Origin of the sequence: Aquipseudomonas alcaligenes, from assembly GCF_003205495.1 — a bacterium.
GTDB lineage: Bacteria > Pseudomonadota > Gammaproteobacteria > Pseudomonadales > Pseudomonadaceae > Aquipseudomonas > Aquipseudomonas alcaligenes_B.
On the sequence record NZ_QJRX01000006.1, the window covers coordinates 170,202 to 184,361 of the forward strand.

Here is a 14,160-nt window from a genome sequence, read left to right on the forward strand (position 1 = left end):
ATGCGCGGGCTGCGCGTCGCGCTGCCGCTGCTGGCCGGCCTGCTCGCGGGCTGCCAGCTGCTCGACCTCGACCGCCAGCTGCACAGCGCGCAGCGCGAGCTGCTGCTGGTGCCCGGGCAGCTGCAGGGCGAGCGGCAGGCGCTGGTCGTGCTGCTCGACGAAAACGACGCCCTGGTCGGCTACCGCATCGTGGCGCCGGACGAGCAGTTCTATTTCAGCGTGGAGCGCGGCGACTACCGCCTGCTGGCCTTCGTCGACGACAACCACAACTTCCGCCTCGACCCTGGCGAACCGCGCCACTTCCTGCCGACCGCCGACGCCGTGGCGCTGCGCTTGCAACCGACCCCCGCCCAGCGTACCGAGCTGGCCGGGCTCAATCCCCTGGCGCCGCGCCGCGATGACGGCAGTGCCGTGCCGGCGGCGGACCTCAGCCTGGGGCGGCTGTACCGCGAGCATCCGCGCCTGCGCCACAACTACCTGCAGGTCGTCGAGTTCGACGATCCGCGCTTCGACCCGGCACGCATCGAGCAGGGCGCCTGGCGCCCGCTGGATTTCGTCCGCGAGGTCGGCTACGGCCTGTATCTGCTGCGGCCCTGGCAGGCGGGGCTGGAGCCTGTGGTGCTGGTGCATGGCATCAACGACTCGCCGCGCAGCTGGCGCCAGCTGGCCGCGGCCATCGATCCGCAGCGCTTCCAGGTCCTGCTCTATCACTACCCCAGCGGTTCGCCGCTGAACAACAGTGCCTACCTGCTGAGCGAGGCTCTGCGTGATGTGCAGCTGCGCCATGGAGCCCCGCGTTTCCATCTGCTTGCACACAGCATGGGCGGCCTGGTGGCGCGGCGCAGCGTGCAGCTGCTCGACCCCGGCAGCAGCGCCGACCTGTGCCTGTTCATGACCTTGTCCACGCCCTGGGACGGGCATCCGGCCGCCGCCAGGGGGGTGGCCAGGGCACCAGTGGTGGCGCCGGTGTGGCGCGACATGGCGCCGGGCAGCCGCTACCTGCAGGAGTTGTTCGCCACGCCGCTGCCGGCGCAGGCGCGGCACTGGCTGCTGGCCAGCTATCAGCCCGGCGGGCGCCAGCCGAGCGATGGCGTGGTGCCGCTGGCCAGCCAGCTGCGCGCGGCGGCCCAGGACGGGGCGCAGCGCCTGTTCGTGCTGGAGGAGAGTCACACCGGCATCCTGCTCAGCCAGCGCAGCCAGGCGCTGCTGCGACGGGCCCTGGACGAGCTGCCCGCCGAGGGGTGCGGGCGCTAGCCGCGGCCCTTGGTGCGGGTCTGCCCCGGCGCGGCGTGCTTTTCCAGGTGCTGGATGATGATGCCGGCCACGTCCTGGCCGGTGGTGGTCTCGATGCCTTCCAGGCCGGGCGAGGAATTCACCTCCATCACCAGCGGGCCGTGGTTGGAACGCAGAATGTCCACCCCGGCCACCGCCAGGCCCATCACCTTGGCCGCACGGATGGCGGTCGAGCGTTCCTCCGGGGTGATCTTGATCAGGCTGGCGCTGCCACCACGATGCAGGTTGGAGCGGAACTCGCCGGGCTTGGCCTGGCGCTTCATGGCGGCGATCACCTTGTCGCCGACCACGAAACAGCGGATATCGGCGCCGCCGGCTTCCTTGATGTATTCCTGCACCATGATGTTCTGCTTCAGCCCCATGAAGGCCTCGATCACCGACTCGGCGGCCTTCTCCGTCTCGCAGAGCACCACGCCGATGCCCTGGGTGCCCTCCAGCACCTTGATCACCAGCGGCGCGCCGTTGACCATCTGGATCAGGTCGGGGATGTCATCCGGCGAGTGGGCGAAGCCGGTCACCGGCAGGCCGATGCCCTTGCGCGACAGCAGCTGCAGCGAGCGCAGCTTGTCGCGCGAGCGGCTGATGGCCACCGACTCGTTGAGCGGGAATACGCCCTGCATCTCGAACTGGCGCAGCACCGCGCAGCCATAGAAGGTCACCGAGGCGCCGATGCGCGGGATCACCGCGTCGAAACCCTCCAGGGCCTGGCCGCGGTAGTGGATCTGCGGCTTGTGGCTGGCGATGTTCATGTAGGCGCGCAGGGTGTCGATCACCTGCATCTCGTGGCCGCGCTGCTGGCCGGCCTCCAGCAGGCGGCGGGTCGAATACAGGCGCGGGTTGCGCGACAGGATGGCGATCTTCATGGGGCACCGGAAAGGCTGGGGAGCTGCGGTTTGTCTTGCACGTAGGTCAGCGCCGGATTGACCACCAGCTGGCCGTCGACCAGCGCCTTGGCGCCGAGCAGCACGCGGTAGCGCATGCTCTTGCGGCAGGCCAGGGTGAAGTCCACCGGCCAGCTGCGATCGCCGAGGGCCAGCTGGGTGCGGATCACGTAGCGGCTCTGTGCCTGGCCGTTGGAGCTCTTGATGGTCTTCACCGAGACCACCTTGGCCTCGCACGGGTGGCGGCGTTGCACCAGGGTGCCGAAGTGCGCGGTGAAGCGCACCCAGCGCTCGCCGTCGCGCTCGAAGGGCACGATGTCGCTGGCGTGCAGGGTCGAGGTGCTGGCGCCGGTGTCGATCTTCGCGCGCAGGCCAACCATGCCCAGTTCGGGCAGGTTGATCCATTCGCGCAGGCCGATCACCGACAGTTGGTCGAAAGTCTTCAATGCAGGCTTTCCACGGAAATTCAGGGGATTCTAGCTGTGCCAAGTGACAACGGCATCAGGCAAGATTCGCAGCTGTGATCGGCAAGCAGCGGAACCGAGATGAGCGACAAAGACGACGACAAGGTGCGCCTGGACAAGTGGCTGTGGGCGGCGCGTTTCTACAAGACCCGTTCACTGGCCAAGGAGGCCATCGAAGGCGGCAAGGTGCATTGCCGCGGCGAGCGCTGCAAGCCGGGCAAGGAGCCGAAGATCGGCGACGAATACGTGATCCGCAGTGGCTTCGACGAGCGCACCGTGGTCGTGCGTGCGCTGTCCGTGGTGCGCCGTGGCGCGCCCGAGGCGCAGCTGCTGTACGAGGAAACCGCCGACAGCCTGGCCCGCCGCGAGCAGGCGGCGGCGCTGCGCAAGGCCGGCGCCCTCGGCGTGCAGACCGAAGGCAAGCCGAACAAGAAACAGCGCCGCCAGCTGCTCGGCCTGCGCGGCTGAGTGCGCCGGCCATCCCGCGCAGCTTGGATGTGCGGGCGTTTGTCCCTAAAATTCCGCCATTCCCCGGGCCTGCACGTGCCGCATTGACTGATGCGGAGGCGGCCCGTCATTCCTTTCGCCAGGCGGTACCCGATGCACGACCTCGATTTCACCCAGCGCTTCCTGTTCGACGACAACGATGTCCGCGGCGAGATGGTCAGCCTCGCCGAGAGCTACCAGCACGTGCTGGCCAAGCACCCCTACCCGCAGCCGGTGGCCCAGCTGCTCGGCGAGATGCTTGCCGCCGCCGCCCTGCTGGTCGGCACCCTGAAGTTCGAGGGGCTGCTGGTGCTGCAGGCACGCTCCTCCGGCCCGGTGCCGCTGGTGATGATCGAGTGCTCCAGCGAGCGCGAAGTGCGTGGCATCGCCCGCTACGACGCCGAAGCGGTGGATGCCGGCGCCGGTCTGCGCGAGCTGATGCCGGACGGCGTGCTGGCGCTGACCATCGATCCGGCCAAGGGCCAGCGCTACCAGGGCATAGTCGAGTTGGAGGGCGACAGCCTGGCCGACAGCCTGACCGCCTATTTCGCCACCTCCGAGCAATTGCCGACCCGTTTCTGGCTGCGTGCCGACGGCCAGCGTGCCCGTGGCCTGCTGCTGCAGCAGCTGCCGCCGCACCACCAGACCGAGGCGGAGGAGCGCCAGGAGAGCTGGAACCACCTGCTGACCCTGGCCGATACCCTGAGCGCCGAGGAGCTGCTGGGGCTGGACAACTCCACCCTGCTGCACCGCCTCTATCACCAGGAGGAGCTGCGCCTGTTCGAACCGAGCCCGCTGCAGTTCCGCTGCAGCTGCTCGCGCGAGCGTTCGGCGCGCGCGCTGATCAGCATCGGCCAGGCGGATGCCGAAGCGCTGCTGGAGGAGAGTGGCGGCCAGGTGGAGATCGACTGCCAGTTCTGCAACCAGCGCTACTTCTTCGATGCCAGCGACGTGGCCCAGCTGTTCGCCACCGGCGACAGCCAGGCGCCGTCGCAGACGCGCCACTGAGTGCGATAGCCGCACTCTATTGAAGGGGATAGCGGACAAGAGGCTGCCAAGAGACGAGCTTTTCTGGCATACTCCCGCGACTTTTTTATCGCTGTAGTGCGTTTTCACGCGCACTACACAACGTTCGGAAGACTCGGCCGCCGGCCGACGGGGACCCACATGACGCAAGCCAACACCGCCGTTTACACCGACATCAGCGCCGCCCAACTGGTCGAAGAGGCCATTCGCCGTGGCGAGGGTGAACTGGCCGCCAACGGTTCTCTGGTTGTCCGTACCGGTCATCGCACCGGCCGCTCGCCTGCCGACCGTTTCATCGTCCAGGAGCCGAGCACCGAGGCGAAGATCGCCTGGGGCAACATCAACCGCCCGTTCCCGGCCGACAAGTTCGATGCCCTGTGGGCCCGCGTCGAGGCGTTCAACGCCGCCCAGGACCACTTCGTTTCCCACGTTCACGTAGGTTCCGCCGCCGAGCACTACCTGCCGGTGAAGATGACCACCCAGACTGCCTGGCAGAACCTGTTCGGCCGCTGCCTGTTCATCAACCCGGAAACCTACAACCCGGCCGCCAAGGCCGAGTGGCAGATCCTCAACGTCGCCAACTTCGAGTGCGTTCCGGAGCGTGATGGCACCAACTCCGACGGCTGCGTGATCATCAACTTCGCGCAGAAGAAGGTGCTGCTGGCCGGCATGCGCTACGCCGGCGAGATGAAGAAGGCGATGTTCTCCGTGCAGAACTTCCTGCTGCCGGAAGCCGACGTGCTGCCGATGCACTGCGCCGCCAACATCGGCGAAGAGGGCGACGTGACCCTGTTCTTCGGCCTGTCCGGCACCGGTAAGACCACCCTGTCCGCCGATCCCTCCCGCTACCTGATCGGTGACGACGAGCACGGCTGGGGCGAAGGCGTGGTGTTCAACATCGAGGGTGGCTGCTACGCCAAGTGCATCGACCTGTCCGAGAAGAACGAGCCGGTGATCTGGAAGGCCATCCAGTTCGGCGCCGTGCTGGAGAACGTGGTGCTCGACGAGAACCGCGTGCCCGACTACGCCGACGACAGCCTGACCCAGAACAGCCGCGCGGCCTACCCGCTGGAGCTGGTCGAGAAGCGTTCCGAGAAGAACCTCGGTGGCGAGCCGAATGCGGTGATCTTCCTGACCTGCGACCTGACCGGCGTACTGCCGCCGGTGTCGATCCTCAGCGAAGAGCAGGCGGCCTACCACTTCCTCTCCGGCTACACCGCGCTGGTCGGTTCCACCGAGATGGGCAGTGGCGGCGGCATCAAGTCGACCTTCTCCACCTGCTTCGGCGCGCCGTTCTTCCCGCGTCCGGCCGGCGAGTATGCCGAGCTGCTGATCAAGCGCATCCGTGGCTTCAACTCCAAGGTCTACCTGGTCAACACCGGCTGGACCGGCGGCGGCTACGGTGTCGGCAAGCGCTTCAACATCCCGACCACCCGTGGCGTGATCGCCGCCATCCAGAGCGGCGCCCTGGTCGGTGCCGAGACCGAGCACCTGCCGATCATCAACCTGAGCGTGCCGAAGGCCGTTCCGGGTGTCGAGACCGTTCTGCTCAACCCGCGCAATACCTGGGCCGACAAGAACGCCTACGACGAGGCCGCCAAGGGCCTGGCGCAGCAGTTCATCGACAACTTCAAGAAGTTCGATGTCTCCGACGCCATCCGCAATGCCGGTCCGCAGCTGTAACCAGCCGCCGGCCAAGAAAAAGCCGCCCCTGGGGCGGCTTTTTTTATGCCTGTCCAACGGGTGGCTCAGGCACGGGTTGCAGCGTAGGGCTCCGGCCTGGCCGGATCGGTCTCAGGCCGCTCGGGGCGGCTGGCGATATCTGCGATGTTCTGTGCCCGGTCGCTGCGCTGCGCGGCCTCGCGCAGTTCTGCCGCGCTCTCCAACACGCTCGGCTGGCTCTCGACTTGGCCTGCACTGGCCACCGCCAGGTAGGTTTCGATCTGCCGCTGCTGGGTGTTGGCGCTGTAGATCTGCGTGGCTGCACCGCGCTTGGCGGCCTGGTCCAGTTCGCGGCCTTGCTGGCGCTCGGCGACTCGGTCGGAAGCAGCGTCGACGGCCTTGTTCACCTGTTCGGGACTGGCCGGGCCGTACTTGTTGATGACCTGAGTCGAGAGGGGCAGGTTGCCGCTGTAACCATTTACCTGCATCGGTGCTCTCCCTGTGATGGCCTGGCTCCACTGTAAACCCGTGCAGCCGGAGAGCATTAGAACGATTGGCAATTGGCGCCCGCCCCGTCAGGGCGCTCAGTCGATCACCACGGCGCCCTGGATGGTCAGCTCCGGCAGGGCGGCGGGCATCGGGCAGATCTGCAGGTACTTGATGCTCTCGCGCGGGATCATCAGCAGGTCGCCGTCCACCTCGATGCTCAGGTAGGGCGACTCCAGCTGCTTGCGCAGGGCGCGGGCGACAGCCGCCGGGTCCTCGCTCTGCTTGGGGAAGCGCAGGGCCAGGCGCTGGCCATCCTGAAAATACAGGTACAGGTGCTTGAGCGGCTTCATGGGGCATCTCCTTGCGGGCGCCCCGTGGGCGTCCTAGCTGCGGTCGGCCAGTACGCCGATCAGGAAGAAGACTAGTAGCAGCACCGGCGCCAGGGTGAAGTTGTTGAAGTAGCCCAGGCCCTGGGCCAGCCAGGGGGTGAGGAAGACGATGGCCAGGCCGTAGCCGACGGCGCAGACCAGCACGAAGATCAGCGTGCGCAGGATGAAGTTGAAGTTGCTGATGGACTTCTGCACCCAGGCGTTGATGCCCGGCCCGAACAGGACGAAGAGGGTGGCCATGATGGCCAGGGAGATGTCGTACAGGTTGCCGCGGCACCAGCGCGAGAGGGTGGCGATCAGGTCGAGCACGAGATCCATCGGTGGTCCTTGTTGTGAGTAGCGGGCGTCGGCAGTTTACCGTCTGTCGGCAGGGCTGCCGAGAGCTGGCGCACGCTGTGGTTCAGGGCAGGAAGTGCTGCAGCAGGTCGTTGAGGAACAGCTGGCCCTCGCGGGTGGCGACCAGGCGCGTCGGGTCGGCCTGCAGCAGCTGGCGTGCCTCGGCCTCGCGCCGCGCCGCATCCAGGCTGGCCAGCGGCAGGCCGGTGCGCTGCTCGAACAGTGCGGCCGGGACGCCCTCGCTCAGGCGCAGCACGTTCATCAGGAACTCGAAGGGCAGTTCCCCGGCGTCCAGCAGACGCTCGCCGGCCTGGAAGGCCTTGGTCGCATCCAGATAGTCCTTGGGCAGGCGGGTCTTCCAGGTGCGTACGATGCGCCCGTCCGGGCTGCTCAGCTTGGCGTGGGCGCCGGCGCCGATGCCGAGGAAGTCGCCGAAGCTCCAGTAGTTCAGGTTGTGCCGCGCCTGGTGCCCGGCGCGGGCGTAGGCGGACACCTCGTACTGGGCGTAGCCCTCGGCGGCCAGCAGGGCCTGGCCGGCCTCCTGGATGTCCCACAGCAGGTCGTCTTCGGGCAACTGTGGCGGCTGGCTCCAGAACACCGTGTTGGGCTCCATGGTCAGCTGGTACCAGGACAGGTGCGTCGGCCCCTGGGCGATGGCGGTGCGCAGGTCGAACAGGGCGTCCTCGATGTTCTGCTCGGGCAGGCCGTGCATCAGGTCCAGGTTGAAGTTGTCGAAGCCGGCGGCGCGCGCCATATCGGCGGCGCGGATCGCCTCGTCGCCGTTGTGGATACGTCCCAGGGCCTTGAGCTTGGCTTCCTGGAAGCTCTGTACGCCGATCGACAGGCGATTGATGCCCAGGCCGCGATAGTCGCGGAACTTGGCCTGCTCGAAGGTGCCCGGATTGGCTTCCAGGGTGATCTCGATGTTGGCGGCGAAGGGCACGCGCTGCTGCACGCCCTGCAGTAGCCGACCCAGGGCCTTGGCCGAGAACAGGCTGGGGGTGCCGCCACCGAAGAAGATCGAGGTCAGTTCGCGGCCATGGACGTGGCCCAGATCCTGGTCGAGGTCGGCCAGCAGGGCGTCGACGTATTCCTCTTCCGGCAGGCTGGGGCCGGCGGCGTGCGAGTTGAAGTCGCAGTAGGGGCACTTGCGCACGCACCAGGGGATGTGGATATAGAGCGCGAGGGGCGGCAGCGTGAAGCCACCGCCGGTGGTGCCGTTCATTGCAGGCCCAGGCGCTGCTTGAGCAGGGCCATGGCGCGGGCGCGGTGGCTGATGCGGTTCTTTTCGTCGCTGGCCAGTTCGGCGCTGGAGCACTGGCGCTCCGGCACCCAGAACAGCGGGTCGTAACCGAAGCCCTCGGCGCCACGGGCCTCGTGCAGGATGCTGCCGTGCCACAGGCCCTCGCAGAGGATCGGCAGCGGGTCGTCGGCGTGCCGCACCAGGGCCAGGGCGCAGACGAACTGGGCACCGCGCTCGGCGTCCGGTACGCCCTTCAAGGCCTCCAGCAGCTTGGCGTTGTTGGCGGCGTCACCTTTACCGTCGGCGTAGCGCGCCGAGTAGATGCCCGGGGCGCCGCCGAGGAAGTCCACGGCCAGGCCGGAGTCGTCGGCCAGCGCCGGCAGCCCGGACACGCGGGCGGCGTTGCGTGCCTTGAGGATGGCGTTCTCGACGAACGACAGGCCGGTTTCCTCTGGCTCGACGCTGGAGAATTCGCCGATCGAGCGCACGCGCACGTGCGCGCCGAGCATGGCCTGGAGTTCCTTGAGCTTGCCGGCGTTGTGGCTGGCGAGTACGAGTTCTGTGAACGGCATCATTCGTCCGGGAAGACTTCCTGATTGAAGGTAAGGGTGTGCGGGGCTGCGTCGCCGATCTGCACGTTGATGCTGAAGGTCAGCATCTCGCGCTGGCGCAGCGGGAATTCGGCCAGGTAGTACACGGCGCCGCTCTCCAGGACCTGCTTGAACTGCAGTTCGCTGGTCTGCCCCAGCAGGTTCTTCACACTGCCGCTGACCTTGGCCGGCTGGCCCTGGCCGCCCCTGAGCGCGGCGATGTTGAGCACGCCGACCGTCTTGCTGCGGGTCAGGCCGACGGCGGCGGCCACGTCCGGCTGCAGGAAACTGGAGTTGAACACGCTGTAGTGCACGTCCAGTTCACCGAAGGTCTGTTTGCGTTCGGCGACGGCGGGCAGGGCGAGCAGCAGGCAGAAGACAAGAGATACGAAGCGGCGCATGGCGGATCCTCCGGGTTAGACGGCGACGCGGTGACCGGTCAGGCCGGAGCCGCTGACGCGATAGATGCCGATCTCACCCAACAGATTAGGCCAGAGTCGGCTGCCCAGGTTGTGCCGATGGGCGTGGTCCACCGCCAGGCGCTCCTCGACCCGCGCGCCGAGCTCGTGGCACAGGCGCTCGAAGTCCTCGAAGGTGCAGAAGTGGATGTTCGGCGTGTTGTACCAGGTGTAGGGCAGGAACTCGGAGACCGGCATGCGGCCCTTGGTGGTCAGGTACCAGCGGCAGCGCCAGTGGCCGAAGTTGGGGAAGGTGATGATGCAGGTCTTGCCGACCCGCAGCATCTCCGCCAGGACCTTGTCCGGGTACTTCAGGGCCTGCAGCGACTGGGTCATCACCACCACGTCGAAGCTGTTATCGGCGAAGTTGCCCAGGCCCTCGTCGAGGTTCTGCTCGATCACGTTGACGCCACGCTCGATGCAGGTGGCGATCTTCTCCGCGTCGATCTCCAGGCCGTAGCCGCCGACCTGCTTGTGGTCGCGCAGGTGGGCCAGCAGCGCGCCGTCGCCGCAGCCGAGGTCGAGTACCCGGCTGCCCGGGGCGATCCAGTCCTGGATGATTTCCAGATCCGCACGCATGGTTACACCTCGATCCGTTTCATGTAGGCGCCGAAGGCCTGCAGGTAGCGCGGGATCGGCATGAGGAAGGCGTCGTGGCCCTGCGGCGCGTCGATCTCCAGGTAACAGACGTTCTTCTTCGCCGCCAGCAGGGCGTCGACGATCTCCCGCGAGCGCGCCGGCGAGAAGCGCCAGTCGGTGGTGAAGGACATCAGGCAGAAATCGGCCTTGGCCGTGGCAAGCGTCTTGGCCAGGTCGCCGTCGTGGGCGGCGGCCGGGTCGAAGTAGTCGAGCGCCTTGGTCATCAGCAGGTAGGTGTTGGCGTCGAAGCGCCCGGAGAACTCCTCGCCCTGGTAGCGCAGGTAGCTCTCGACCTGGAACTCGACGCTGTGGAAGTCGTAGTTGAGCTTGTCGGTCTTCAGCTCGCGGCCGAATTTCTCGCCCATGGCGTCATCCGACAGGTAGGTGATGTGGCCGACCATGCGTGCCAGCATCAGGCCGCGCTTGGGGATCACACCCTGCTCCTGGAAGTGTCCGCCATGGAACTCCGGGTCGGTGAGGATGGCCTGGCGCGCCACCTCGTTGAAGGCGATGTTCTGCGCCGACAGCTTGGGCGCCGAGGCGATGCACAGGCAGTGGTGCACGCGCTCGGGGTAGCTGATGGTCCACTGCAGGGCCTGCATGCCGCCGAGGCTGCCGCCCACCACCGCGGCCCACTGGGCGATGCCTAGCCGGTCGGCCAGGCGTGCCTGGCTGTGTACCCAGTCCTCCACCGTCATCACCGGGAAGTCGGCGCCGTAAGGTTTGCCGGTCGCCGGGTTGAGGCTGGAGGGGCCGGTGGAGCCGTTGCAGCCGCCGAGGTTGTTGAGGCTGACGACGAAGAACTTGTCGGTGTCGATCGGCTTGCCCGGGCCGATGCAGCTGTCCCACCAGCCGGGCTTGCGCTCATCGACGCTGTGGAAGCCGGCGGCGTGGTGGTGACCGGACAGCGCGTGGCAGATCAGCACGGCGTTGCTGGCGCTGGCGTTGAGCGTGCCGTAGGTCTCGTAGACCAGCTGGTAGTCGGCCAGGCTGCGGCCGCAGACCAACGCCAGCGGTTCGCTGAAGCGGGCGGTCTGGGGAGTGACCAGGCCTACGGAGTCGGCGGGGAAAACAGTCGGCATCGACCCTGCTCTCGATCCAGGAAAGTGCAGCAGTCTAAAGACCACGGCCCCCGGCAGCAAGCGCGGGGGCCGTGGTCAAAGGCCTGAATCCAGAGGCTTTCAGGCCGGGTCGGCGGCACCCTGGGCGCGCGCCGCGACGGGCAGGCTGACCACCTTGCCCTGGCGCTGGATCGGCGCCGGGCGGCGCAGCACGCGGAGCATCTCGCCGGCCTGGGCCAGCTGGGTCTCCAGCAGGGTCACGTAGCCCGCCAGCTGCTGGCCGCGCTGGCGCGCCTGCTGGGTCTCCTGGGCCAGGGCCTTGAGGCGCAGCATGTGGGTCTCGAGCATCTGCTTGTGTTCCAGGGTGTGCTGCATCAGCGGCATCAGGGCATCGCCCGCCCACTGCTCGGCTTCGCCGCGCAGGCGCTGGTGCAGGCCGATGACTTCCTGCACCAGGGTGGCGAAGAAGCGCTTGGTCAGGCTGCGCTGCTCGGTGAGCAGGGTCTTCAGGTGCAGGCGGAACTGGTCGGCCTTGGCGCGCAGCTGGGCCAGCTCGCGCAGGTAGCGCTGGCTGTTGAACTGCGGCGCGTCGACGCCGTGCAGCGGGTTTTCCTCGTTGTGCCGGCGGTACACGGCGGCGACCATCTTGTTGGCCATCTCGGCCTCGTGGGCCAGGTTACCGAGGTCGTGCTCCACCGCGCGGAAGAACTGCACGATGGCCTGGTTGATGCCGAGGGTGGTCCAGCTGCCGGTCAGGCCCTGACGCACCTGGGCCAGGTGCTCCTCCAGGCGCTCCGGGCGCACCGCGTTGCGCAGCAGGTCGCCCTGGCGCTTGAGCAGGCGCTGGTTGGTCTTCAGGCCGAGCAGGCGCTTGTGGTGCAGGCTGTGGTCATCCTTGGTCTTGGCGGTCAGCTCGAACAGCAGCTGGCCGTTGTCGTGCTGATGGGCGTTGAGCAGTGCCTGCTGCTCGCGCACCTTGTCTAGGCGCAGGCTGAGCACATGCTGGCTGTTGTTGAGCAGGGCCAGCACCTGGTTGACCACACGCTCCTCGAGCAGGCGTTCCTTCTGCGCGACGATGCGCTCGCACAGCAGCTGCTCCAGGTCGGCCAATTGGCTGCGGGCGAGCAGCGCCTCGTCGTTGCGCACCTTGGCGATCAGCGCCTGCTTGGCCGACAGCGGCAGCACGCTGGCCGCGGGGATGCCGAGCTGCTTGGCGGTGGTATTCTGCACCAGGCCGATGGCCTTGCCGACGAACTCCTCGCCTGCCAGGTCGTCCCACAGCACGTCGATCTTGTTCAGCACGGCGAACAGGCTGGCCTGGGTGTCCTCGTCGAGCTGGCGGATATGTTCCTTCCAGATCGCCATGTCGCTGGCGGTGACGCCGGTGTCGGCGGCCAGCAGGAAGATGATCGCCTGGGCGCTGGGCAGCATCGACAGGGTCAGCTCCGGCTCGCTGCCGAGGGCGTTGAGGCCGGGGGTATCGAGAATGCGCAGGCCCTGGCGCAGCAGCGGATGATCGAAGTTGACCATGGCGTGGCGCCAGGCCGGCACCAGTACCTGGCCGGGCTTGCCGGCCGGCTCCAGCATCTCCGGCAGGAAGCCGAGCTGGATCGCCTGTTCCACGGCCATCGGCTTGGTCTTGGCCACCTGGGCGAAGGCCTGCGCCATGTTGTCCGGGTCGCTGGCGTCGAGGGGGATGTTCACCCAGTGGCGGGGGATGCGCTTGAACTGCGCCACGCTGGCGTCGGTCATGCGCGTCTCGATCGGCAGCAGGCGGATGTAGGAGCGCTCCGAGCGCGGATCGAAGAACAGCTCGGTGGGGCACATGGTGGTGCGCCCGGCGTGCGACGGCAGCATGCGCTGGCCGTATTCGGAGAAGAACAGGGCGTTGATCAGCTCGGTCTTGCCGCGCGAGAACTCGCCGACGAAGGCCAGGGTGATGTGGTCGGTGCGCAGCAGCTTGAGGGCGCGTTCCAGGCGCGCGTCCATGGCATCCGAGCCGAGGCGGTTGTGCGCCAGCCAGCTGCGATAGCGGGTGATCTCGCGCATCAGCTCGCGCTTCCAGGCGACGTAGGCATCCACCTGCTGGCTGAGACGTTCCATGCTCATCCTGGCACTCCTGCTTCGACGGTCGGTTGGCGGCGCGCAACGGCGGAAGAATGCCCGCGGCTTTGCCGGAGATGGCTGCATTATGCGGGGGGCGGGGCCGGCGTCAATCGGCGTGCTTCACAACTTCGGCCGGAAGGTTGCTCAAGGTGACCGGGCGGTCAGTCCGGGCAGCGGCGGCAGCTGGCGCGGCGTGCGGATGCGCACGCGCTTCTGCCGGTTCAGCTCGCCGTTCTCCAGGCTGACCTGGCTCTTGGCCACGCCGAAGGCGGCGGCCAGAAAGGCCAGCAGCTGGGCATTGGCCTTGCCCTCCACCGGCGGCGCGGTGAGGCGAATCTTCAGGCGCTCGCCGTGCAGCCCGGCGAATTCGTCCTTGCTCGCCTTGGGTTGCAGGTGGCAGTCGAGCAGCAGGTCGTCGCCGTCCCAGCGGTACCAGCTCACATCAGCAGGCCGAGCACCGTCGGCATGCTGGTCATGGCCGCCAGGTTCTTCACCACCAGCATGTCGATCAGGTTGATCGCGATGAAGGCGAAGATCGGCGAGATGTCCAGGCCGCCGAGGTTGGGCAGCAGCTTGCGGAAGGGCGCCAGCAGCGGCTCGCAGAGCTGGTTGACCAGCTGCGCGCCGGGGTTGTAGCTGCCCGGGGCGACCCAGGAGAGGATCACGCTGATGATCAGGGCGAAGAAGAAGATCTTGAGGAACAGCGAGGTCACCCCGATCAGCGACCAGACCAGCAGCTGCAGCGGGTTGCCGGTGGTGCCGTAGGCCAGCAGCATGGTCAGGCCCATCATCACCAGCTGCACCAGTATGGCCAGTACCAGCGAGGCCAGATCGACCCCGCCGAAGCCGGGGATGATCCGGCGCAGCGGCCTGAGCAGCGGCTGGGTGGCCTTCACGGTGAACTGGCTGAGCGGGTTGTAGAAGTCGGCGCGCACCAGCTGCAGGACGAAGCGCAGCAGCACGATCAGCAGGTACAGGCTGCCGAGGGTCTGCAGGATGTAGATGGCGGCGGTATCCAGTCCGTTCATGGGGATTCC

At 67.4% G+C, this 14,160-nt stretch carries 17 protein-coding genes; 4 read left to right on the forward strand and 13 right to left on the reverse strand.

All coding sequences use genetic code 11. The features are described from left to right. Positions 1-1,254 (forward strand): lipase family alpha/beta hydrolase, encoded by a 1,254-nt coding sequence (locus DMO17_RS12785; protein WP_110682870.1) that lies wholly within the window; start codon positions 1-3, stop codon positions 1,252-1,254. Here the strand turns inward: DMO17_RS12785 and rimK are convergent. Continuing rightward, the gene (rimK, locus tag DMO17_RS12790) at positions 1,251-2,156 is read right to left on the reverse strand and encodes a 30S ribosomal protein S6--L-glutamate ligase (protein WP_110682871.1); all 906 of its coding nucleotides are present in this window, start codon (positions 2,154-2,156) and stop codon (positions 1,251-1,253) included. The genes DMO17_RS12785 and rimK overlap by 4 nt on opposite strands. Continuing rightward, the gene (gene rimB / locus DMO17_RS12795) at positions 2,153-2,620 is read right to left on the reverse strand and encodes a retropepsin-like aspartic endopeptidase RimB (RefSeq protein WP_110682872.1); all 468 of its coding nucleotides are present in this window, start codon (positions 2,618-2,620) and stop codon (positions 2,153-2,155) included. Before rimB ends, rimK begins: the two co-directional genes overlap by 4 nt. Before the next feature lie 99 nt (positions 2,621-2,719). On the opposite strand from rimB, the gene DMO17_RS12800 reads away from it, so the two are divergent. The 3 genes from DMO17_RS12800 to DMO17_RS12810 all read left to right on the forward strand — a co-directional run bounded on the left by DMO17_RS12800 (position 2,720) and on the right by DMO17_RS12810 (position 5,833). Continuing rightward, entirely contained in the window at positions 2,720-3,106 is a 387-nt protein-coding gene (locus DMO17_RS12800; RefSeq protein ID WP_110682873.1) for an RNA-binding S4 domain-containing protein, read from the forward strand. A gap of 132 nt (positions 3,107-3,238) precedes the next feature. Next, the gene (gene hslO, locus DMO17_RS12805) at positions 3,239-4,132 is read left to right on the forward strand and encodes an Hsp33 family molecular chaperone HslO (protein ID WP_110682874.1); all 894 of its coding nucleotides are present in this window, start codon (positions 3,239-3,241) and stop codon (positions 4,130-4,132) included. 159 nt (positions 4,133-4,291) lie between these two features. After that, the gene (locus DMO17_RS12810; protein ID WP_110682875.1) at positions 4,292-5,833 is read left to right on the forward strand and encodes a phosphoenolpyruvate carboxykinase; all 1,542 of its coding nucleotides are present in this window, start codon (positions 4,292-4,294) and stop codon (positions 5,831-5,833) included. A 65-nt stretch (positions 5,834-5,898) separates the two neighbouring features. On the opposite strand, the gene DMO17_RS12815 is transcribed toward DMO17_RS12810, so the two are convergent. From DMO17_RS12815 to DMO17_RS12865, 11 genes are all read right to left on the reverse strand, one after another. Then, positions 5,899-6,300, reverse strand: a complete 402-nt coding sequence (locus DMO17_RS12815; protein WP_110682876.1) for a hypothetical protein — start codon at positions 6,298-6,300, stop codon at positions 5,899-5,901. A 96-nt stretch (positions 6,301-6,396) separates the two neighbouring features. Then, a complete protein-coding gene (locus DMO17_RS12820; RefSeq protein ID WP_110682877.1) occupies positions 6,397-6,651 on the reverse strand; it encodes a hypothetical protein in 255 nt (84 codons plus the stop codon). Positions 6,652-6,684: 33 nt separating this feature from the next. Next, positions 6,685-7,008, reverse strand: coding sequence for a DUF3392 domain-containing protein (locus tag DMO17_RS12825; protein ID WP_110682878.1), 324 nt, complete (start codon positions 7,006-7,008; stop codon positions 6,685-6,687). Between the two features lie 82 nt (positions 7,009-7,090). After that, a complete protein-coding gene (gene hemW, locus DMO17_RS12830; protein ID WP_110682879.1) occupies positions 7,091-8,251 on the reverse strand; it encodes a radical SAM family heme chaperone HemW in 1,161 nt (386 codons plus the stop codon). Further along, positions 8,248-8,844 (reverse strand): RdgB/HAM1 family non-canonical purine NTP pyrophosphatase, encoded by a 597-nt coding sequence (gene rdgB / locus DMO17_RS12835; RefSeq protein ID WP_110682880.1) that lies wholly within the window; start codon positions 8,842-8,844, stop codon positions 8,248-8,250. Before rdgB ends, hemW begins: the two co-directional genes overlap by 4 nt. Further along, positions 8,841-9,260, reverse strand: coding sequence for a DUF4426 domain-containing protein (locus tag DMO17_RS12840; protein ID WP_110682881.1), 420 nt, complete (start codon positions 9,258-9,260; stop codon positions 8,841-8,843). The genes rdgB and DMO17_RS12840 overlap by 4 nt, the downstream gene beginning before the upstream one ends. Positions 9,261-9,275: 15 nt before the next feature. Beyond that, positions 9,276-9,896 carry a methionine biosynthesis protein MetW gene (gene metW, locus DMO17_RS12845; protein WP_110682882.1) on the reverse strand — a complete coding sequence of 207 codons (621 nt, stop codon included), beginning with the start codon at positions 9,894-9,896 and terminating at the stop codon, positions 9,276-9,278. Positions 9,897-9,898: 2 nt separating this feature from the next. Then, a complete protein-coding gene (gene metX, locus DMO17_RS12850) occupies positions 9,899-11,038 on the reverse strand; it encodes a homoserine O-succinyltransferase MetX (RefSeq protein WP_110682883.1) in 1,140 nt (379 codons plus the stop codon). A gap of 99 nt (positions 11,039-11,137) precedes the next feature. Then, positions 11,138-13,126, reverse strand: coding sequence for a dynamin-like GTPase family protein (locus tag DMO17_RS12855; protein ID WP_110682884.1), 1,989 nt, complete (start codon positions 13,124-13,126; stop codon positions 11,138-11,140). 141 nt (positions 13,127-13,267) lie between these two features. Continuing rightward, complete coding sequence (locus tag DMO17_RS12860) at positions 13,268-13,564, reverse strand: DUF167 family protein (protein WP_110682885.1); 297 nt, start codon at positions 13,562-13,564, stop codon at positions 13,268-13,270. Then, a complete protein-coding gene (locus tag DMO17_RS12865) occupies positions 13,561-14,151 on the reverse strand; it encodes a YggT family protein (protein ID WP_110682886.1) in 591 nt (196 codons plus the stop codon). The genes DMO17_RS12860 and DMO17_RS12865 overlap by 4 nt, the downstream gene beginning before the upstream one ends. Between the last annotated feature and the right edge of the window lie 9 nt (positions 14,152-14,160).

Excerpts from the sequence above, each read along its gene's own strand:
- DMO17_RS12785 (WP_110682870.1), top strand. The coding sequence starts at position 1 with ATGCGCGGGCTGCGCGTCGCGCTGCCGCTGCTGGCCGGCCTGCTCGCG.
- rimK (WP_110682871.1), bottom strand. The coding sequence starts at position 2,156 with ATGAAGATCGCCATCCTGTCGCGCAACCCGCGCCTGTATTCGACCCGC.
- DMO17_RS12800 (WP_110682873.1), top strand. The coding sequence starts at position 2,720 with ATGAGCGACAAAGACGACGACAAGGTGCGCCTGGACAAGTGGCTGTGG.
- hslO (WP_110682874.1), top strand. The coding sequence starts at position 3,239 with ATGCACGACCTCGATTTCACCCAGCGCTTCCTGTTCGACGACAACGAT.
- DMO17_RS12810 (WP_110682875.1), top strand. The coding sequence starts at position 4,292 with ATGACGCAAGCCAACACCGCCGTTTACACCGACATCAGCGCCGCCCAA.
- DMO17_RS12815 (WP_110682876.1), bottom strand. The coding sequence starts at position 6,300 with ATGCAGGTAAATGGTTACAGCGGCAACCTGCCCCTCTCGACTCAGGTC.
- DMO17_RS12820 (WP_110682877.1), bottom strand. The coding sequence starts at position 6,651 with ATGAAGCCGCTCAAGCACCTGTACCTGTATTTTCAGGATGGCCAGCGC.
- DMO17_RS12825 (WP_110682878.1), bottom strand. The coding sequence starts at position 7,008 with ATGGATCTCGTGCTCGACCTGATCGCCACCCTCTCGCGCTGGTGCCGC.
- hemW (WP_110682879.1), bottom strand. The coding sequence starts at position 8,251 with ATGAACGGCACCACCGGCGGTGGCTTCACGCTGCCGCCCCTCGCGCTC.
- rdgB (WP_110682880.1), bottom strand. The coding sequence starts at position 8,844 with ATGATGCCGTTCACAGAACTCGTACTCGCCAGCCACAACGCCGGCAAG.
- DMO17_RS12840 (WP_110682881.1), bottom strand. The coding sequence starts at position 9,260 with ATGCGCCGCTTCGTATCTCTTGTCTTCTGCCTGCTGCTCGCCCTGCCC.
- metW (WP_110682882.1), bottom strand. The coding sequence starts at position 9,896 with ATGCGTGCGGATCTGGAAATCATCCAGGACTGGATCGCCCCGGGCAGC.
- metX (WP_110682883.1), bottom strand. The coding sequence starts at position 11,038 with ATGCCGACTGTTTTCCCCGCCGACTCCGTAGGCCTGGTCACTCCCCAG.
- DMO17_RS12855 (WP_110682884.1), bottom strand. The coding sequence starts at position 13,126 with ATGAGCATGGAACGTCTCAGCCAGCAGGTGGATGCCTACGTCGCCTGG.
- DMO17_RS12865 (WP_110682886.1), bottom strand. The coding sequence starts at position 14,151 with ATGAACGGACTGGATACCGCCGCCATCTACATCCTGCAGACCCTCGGC.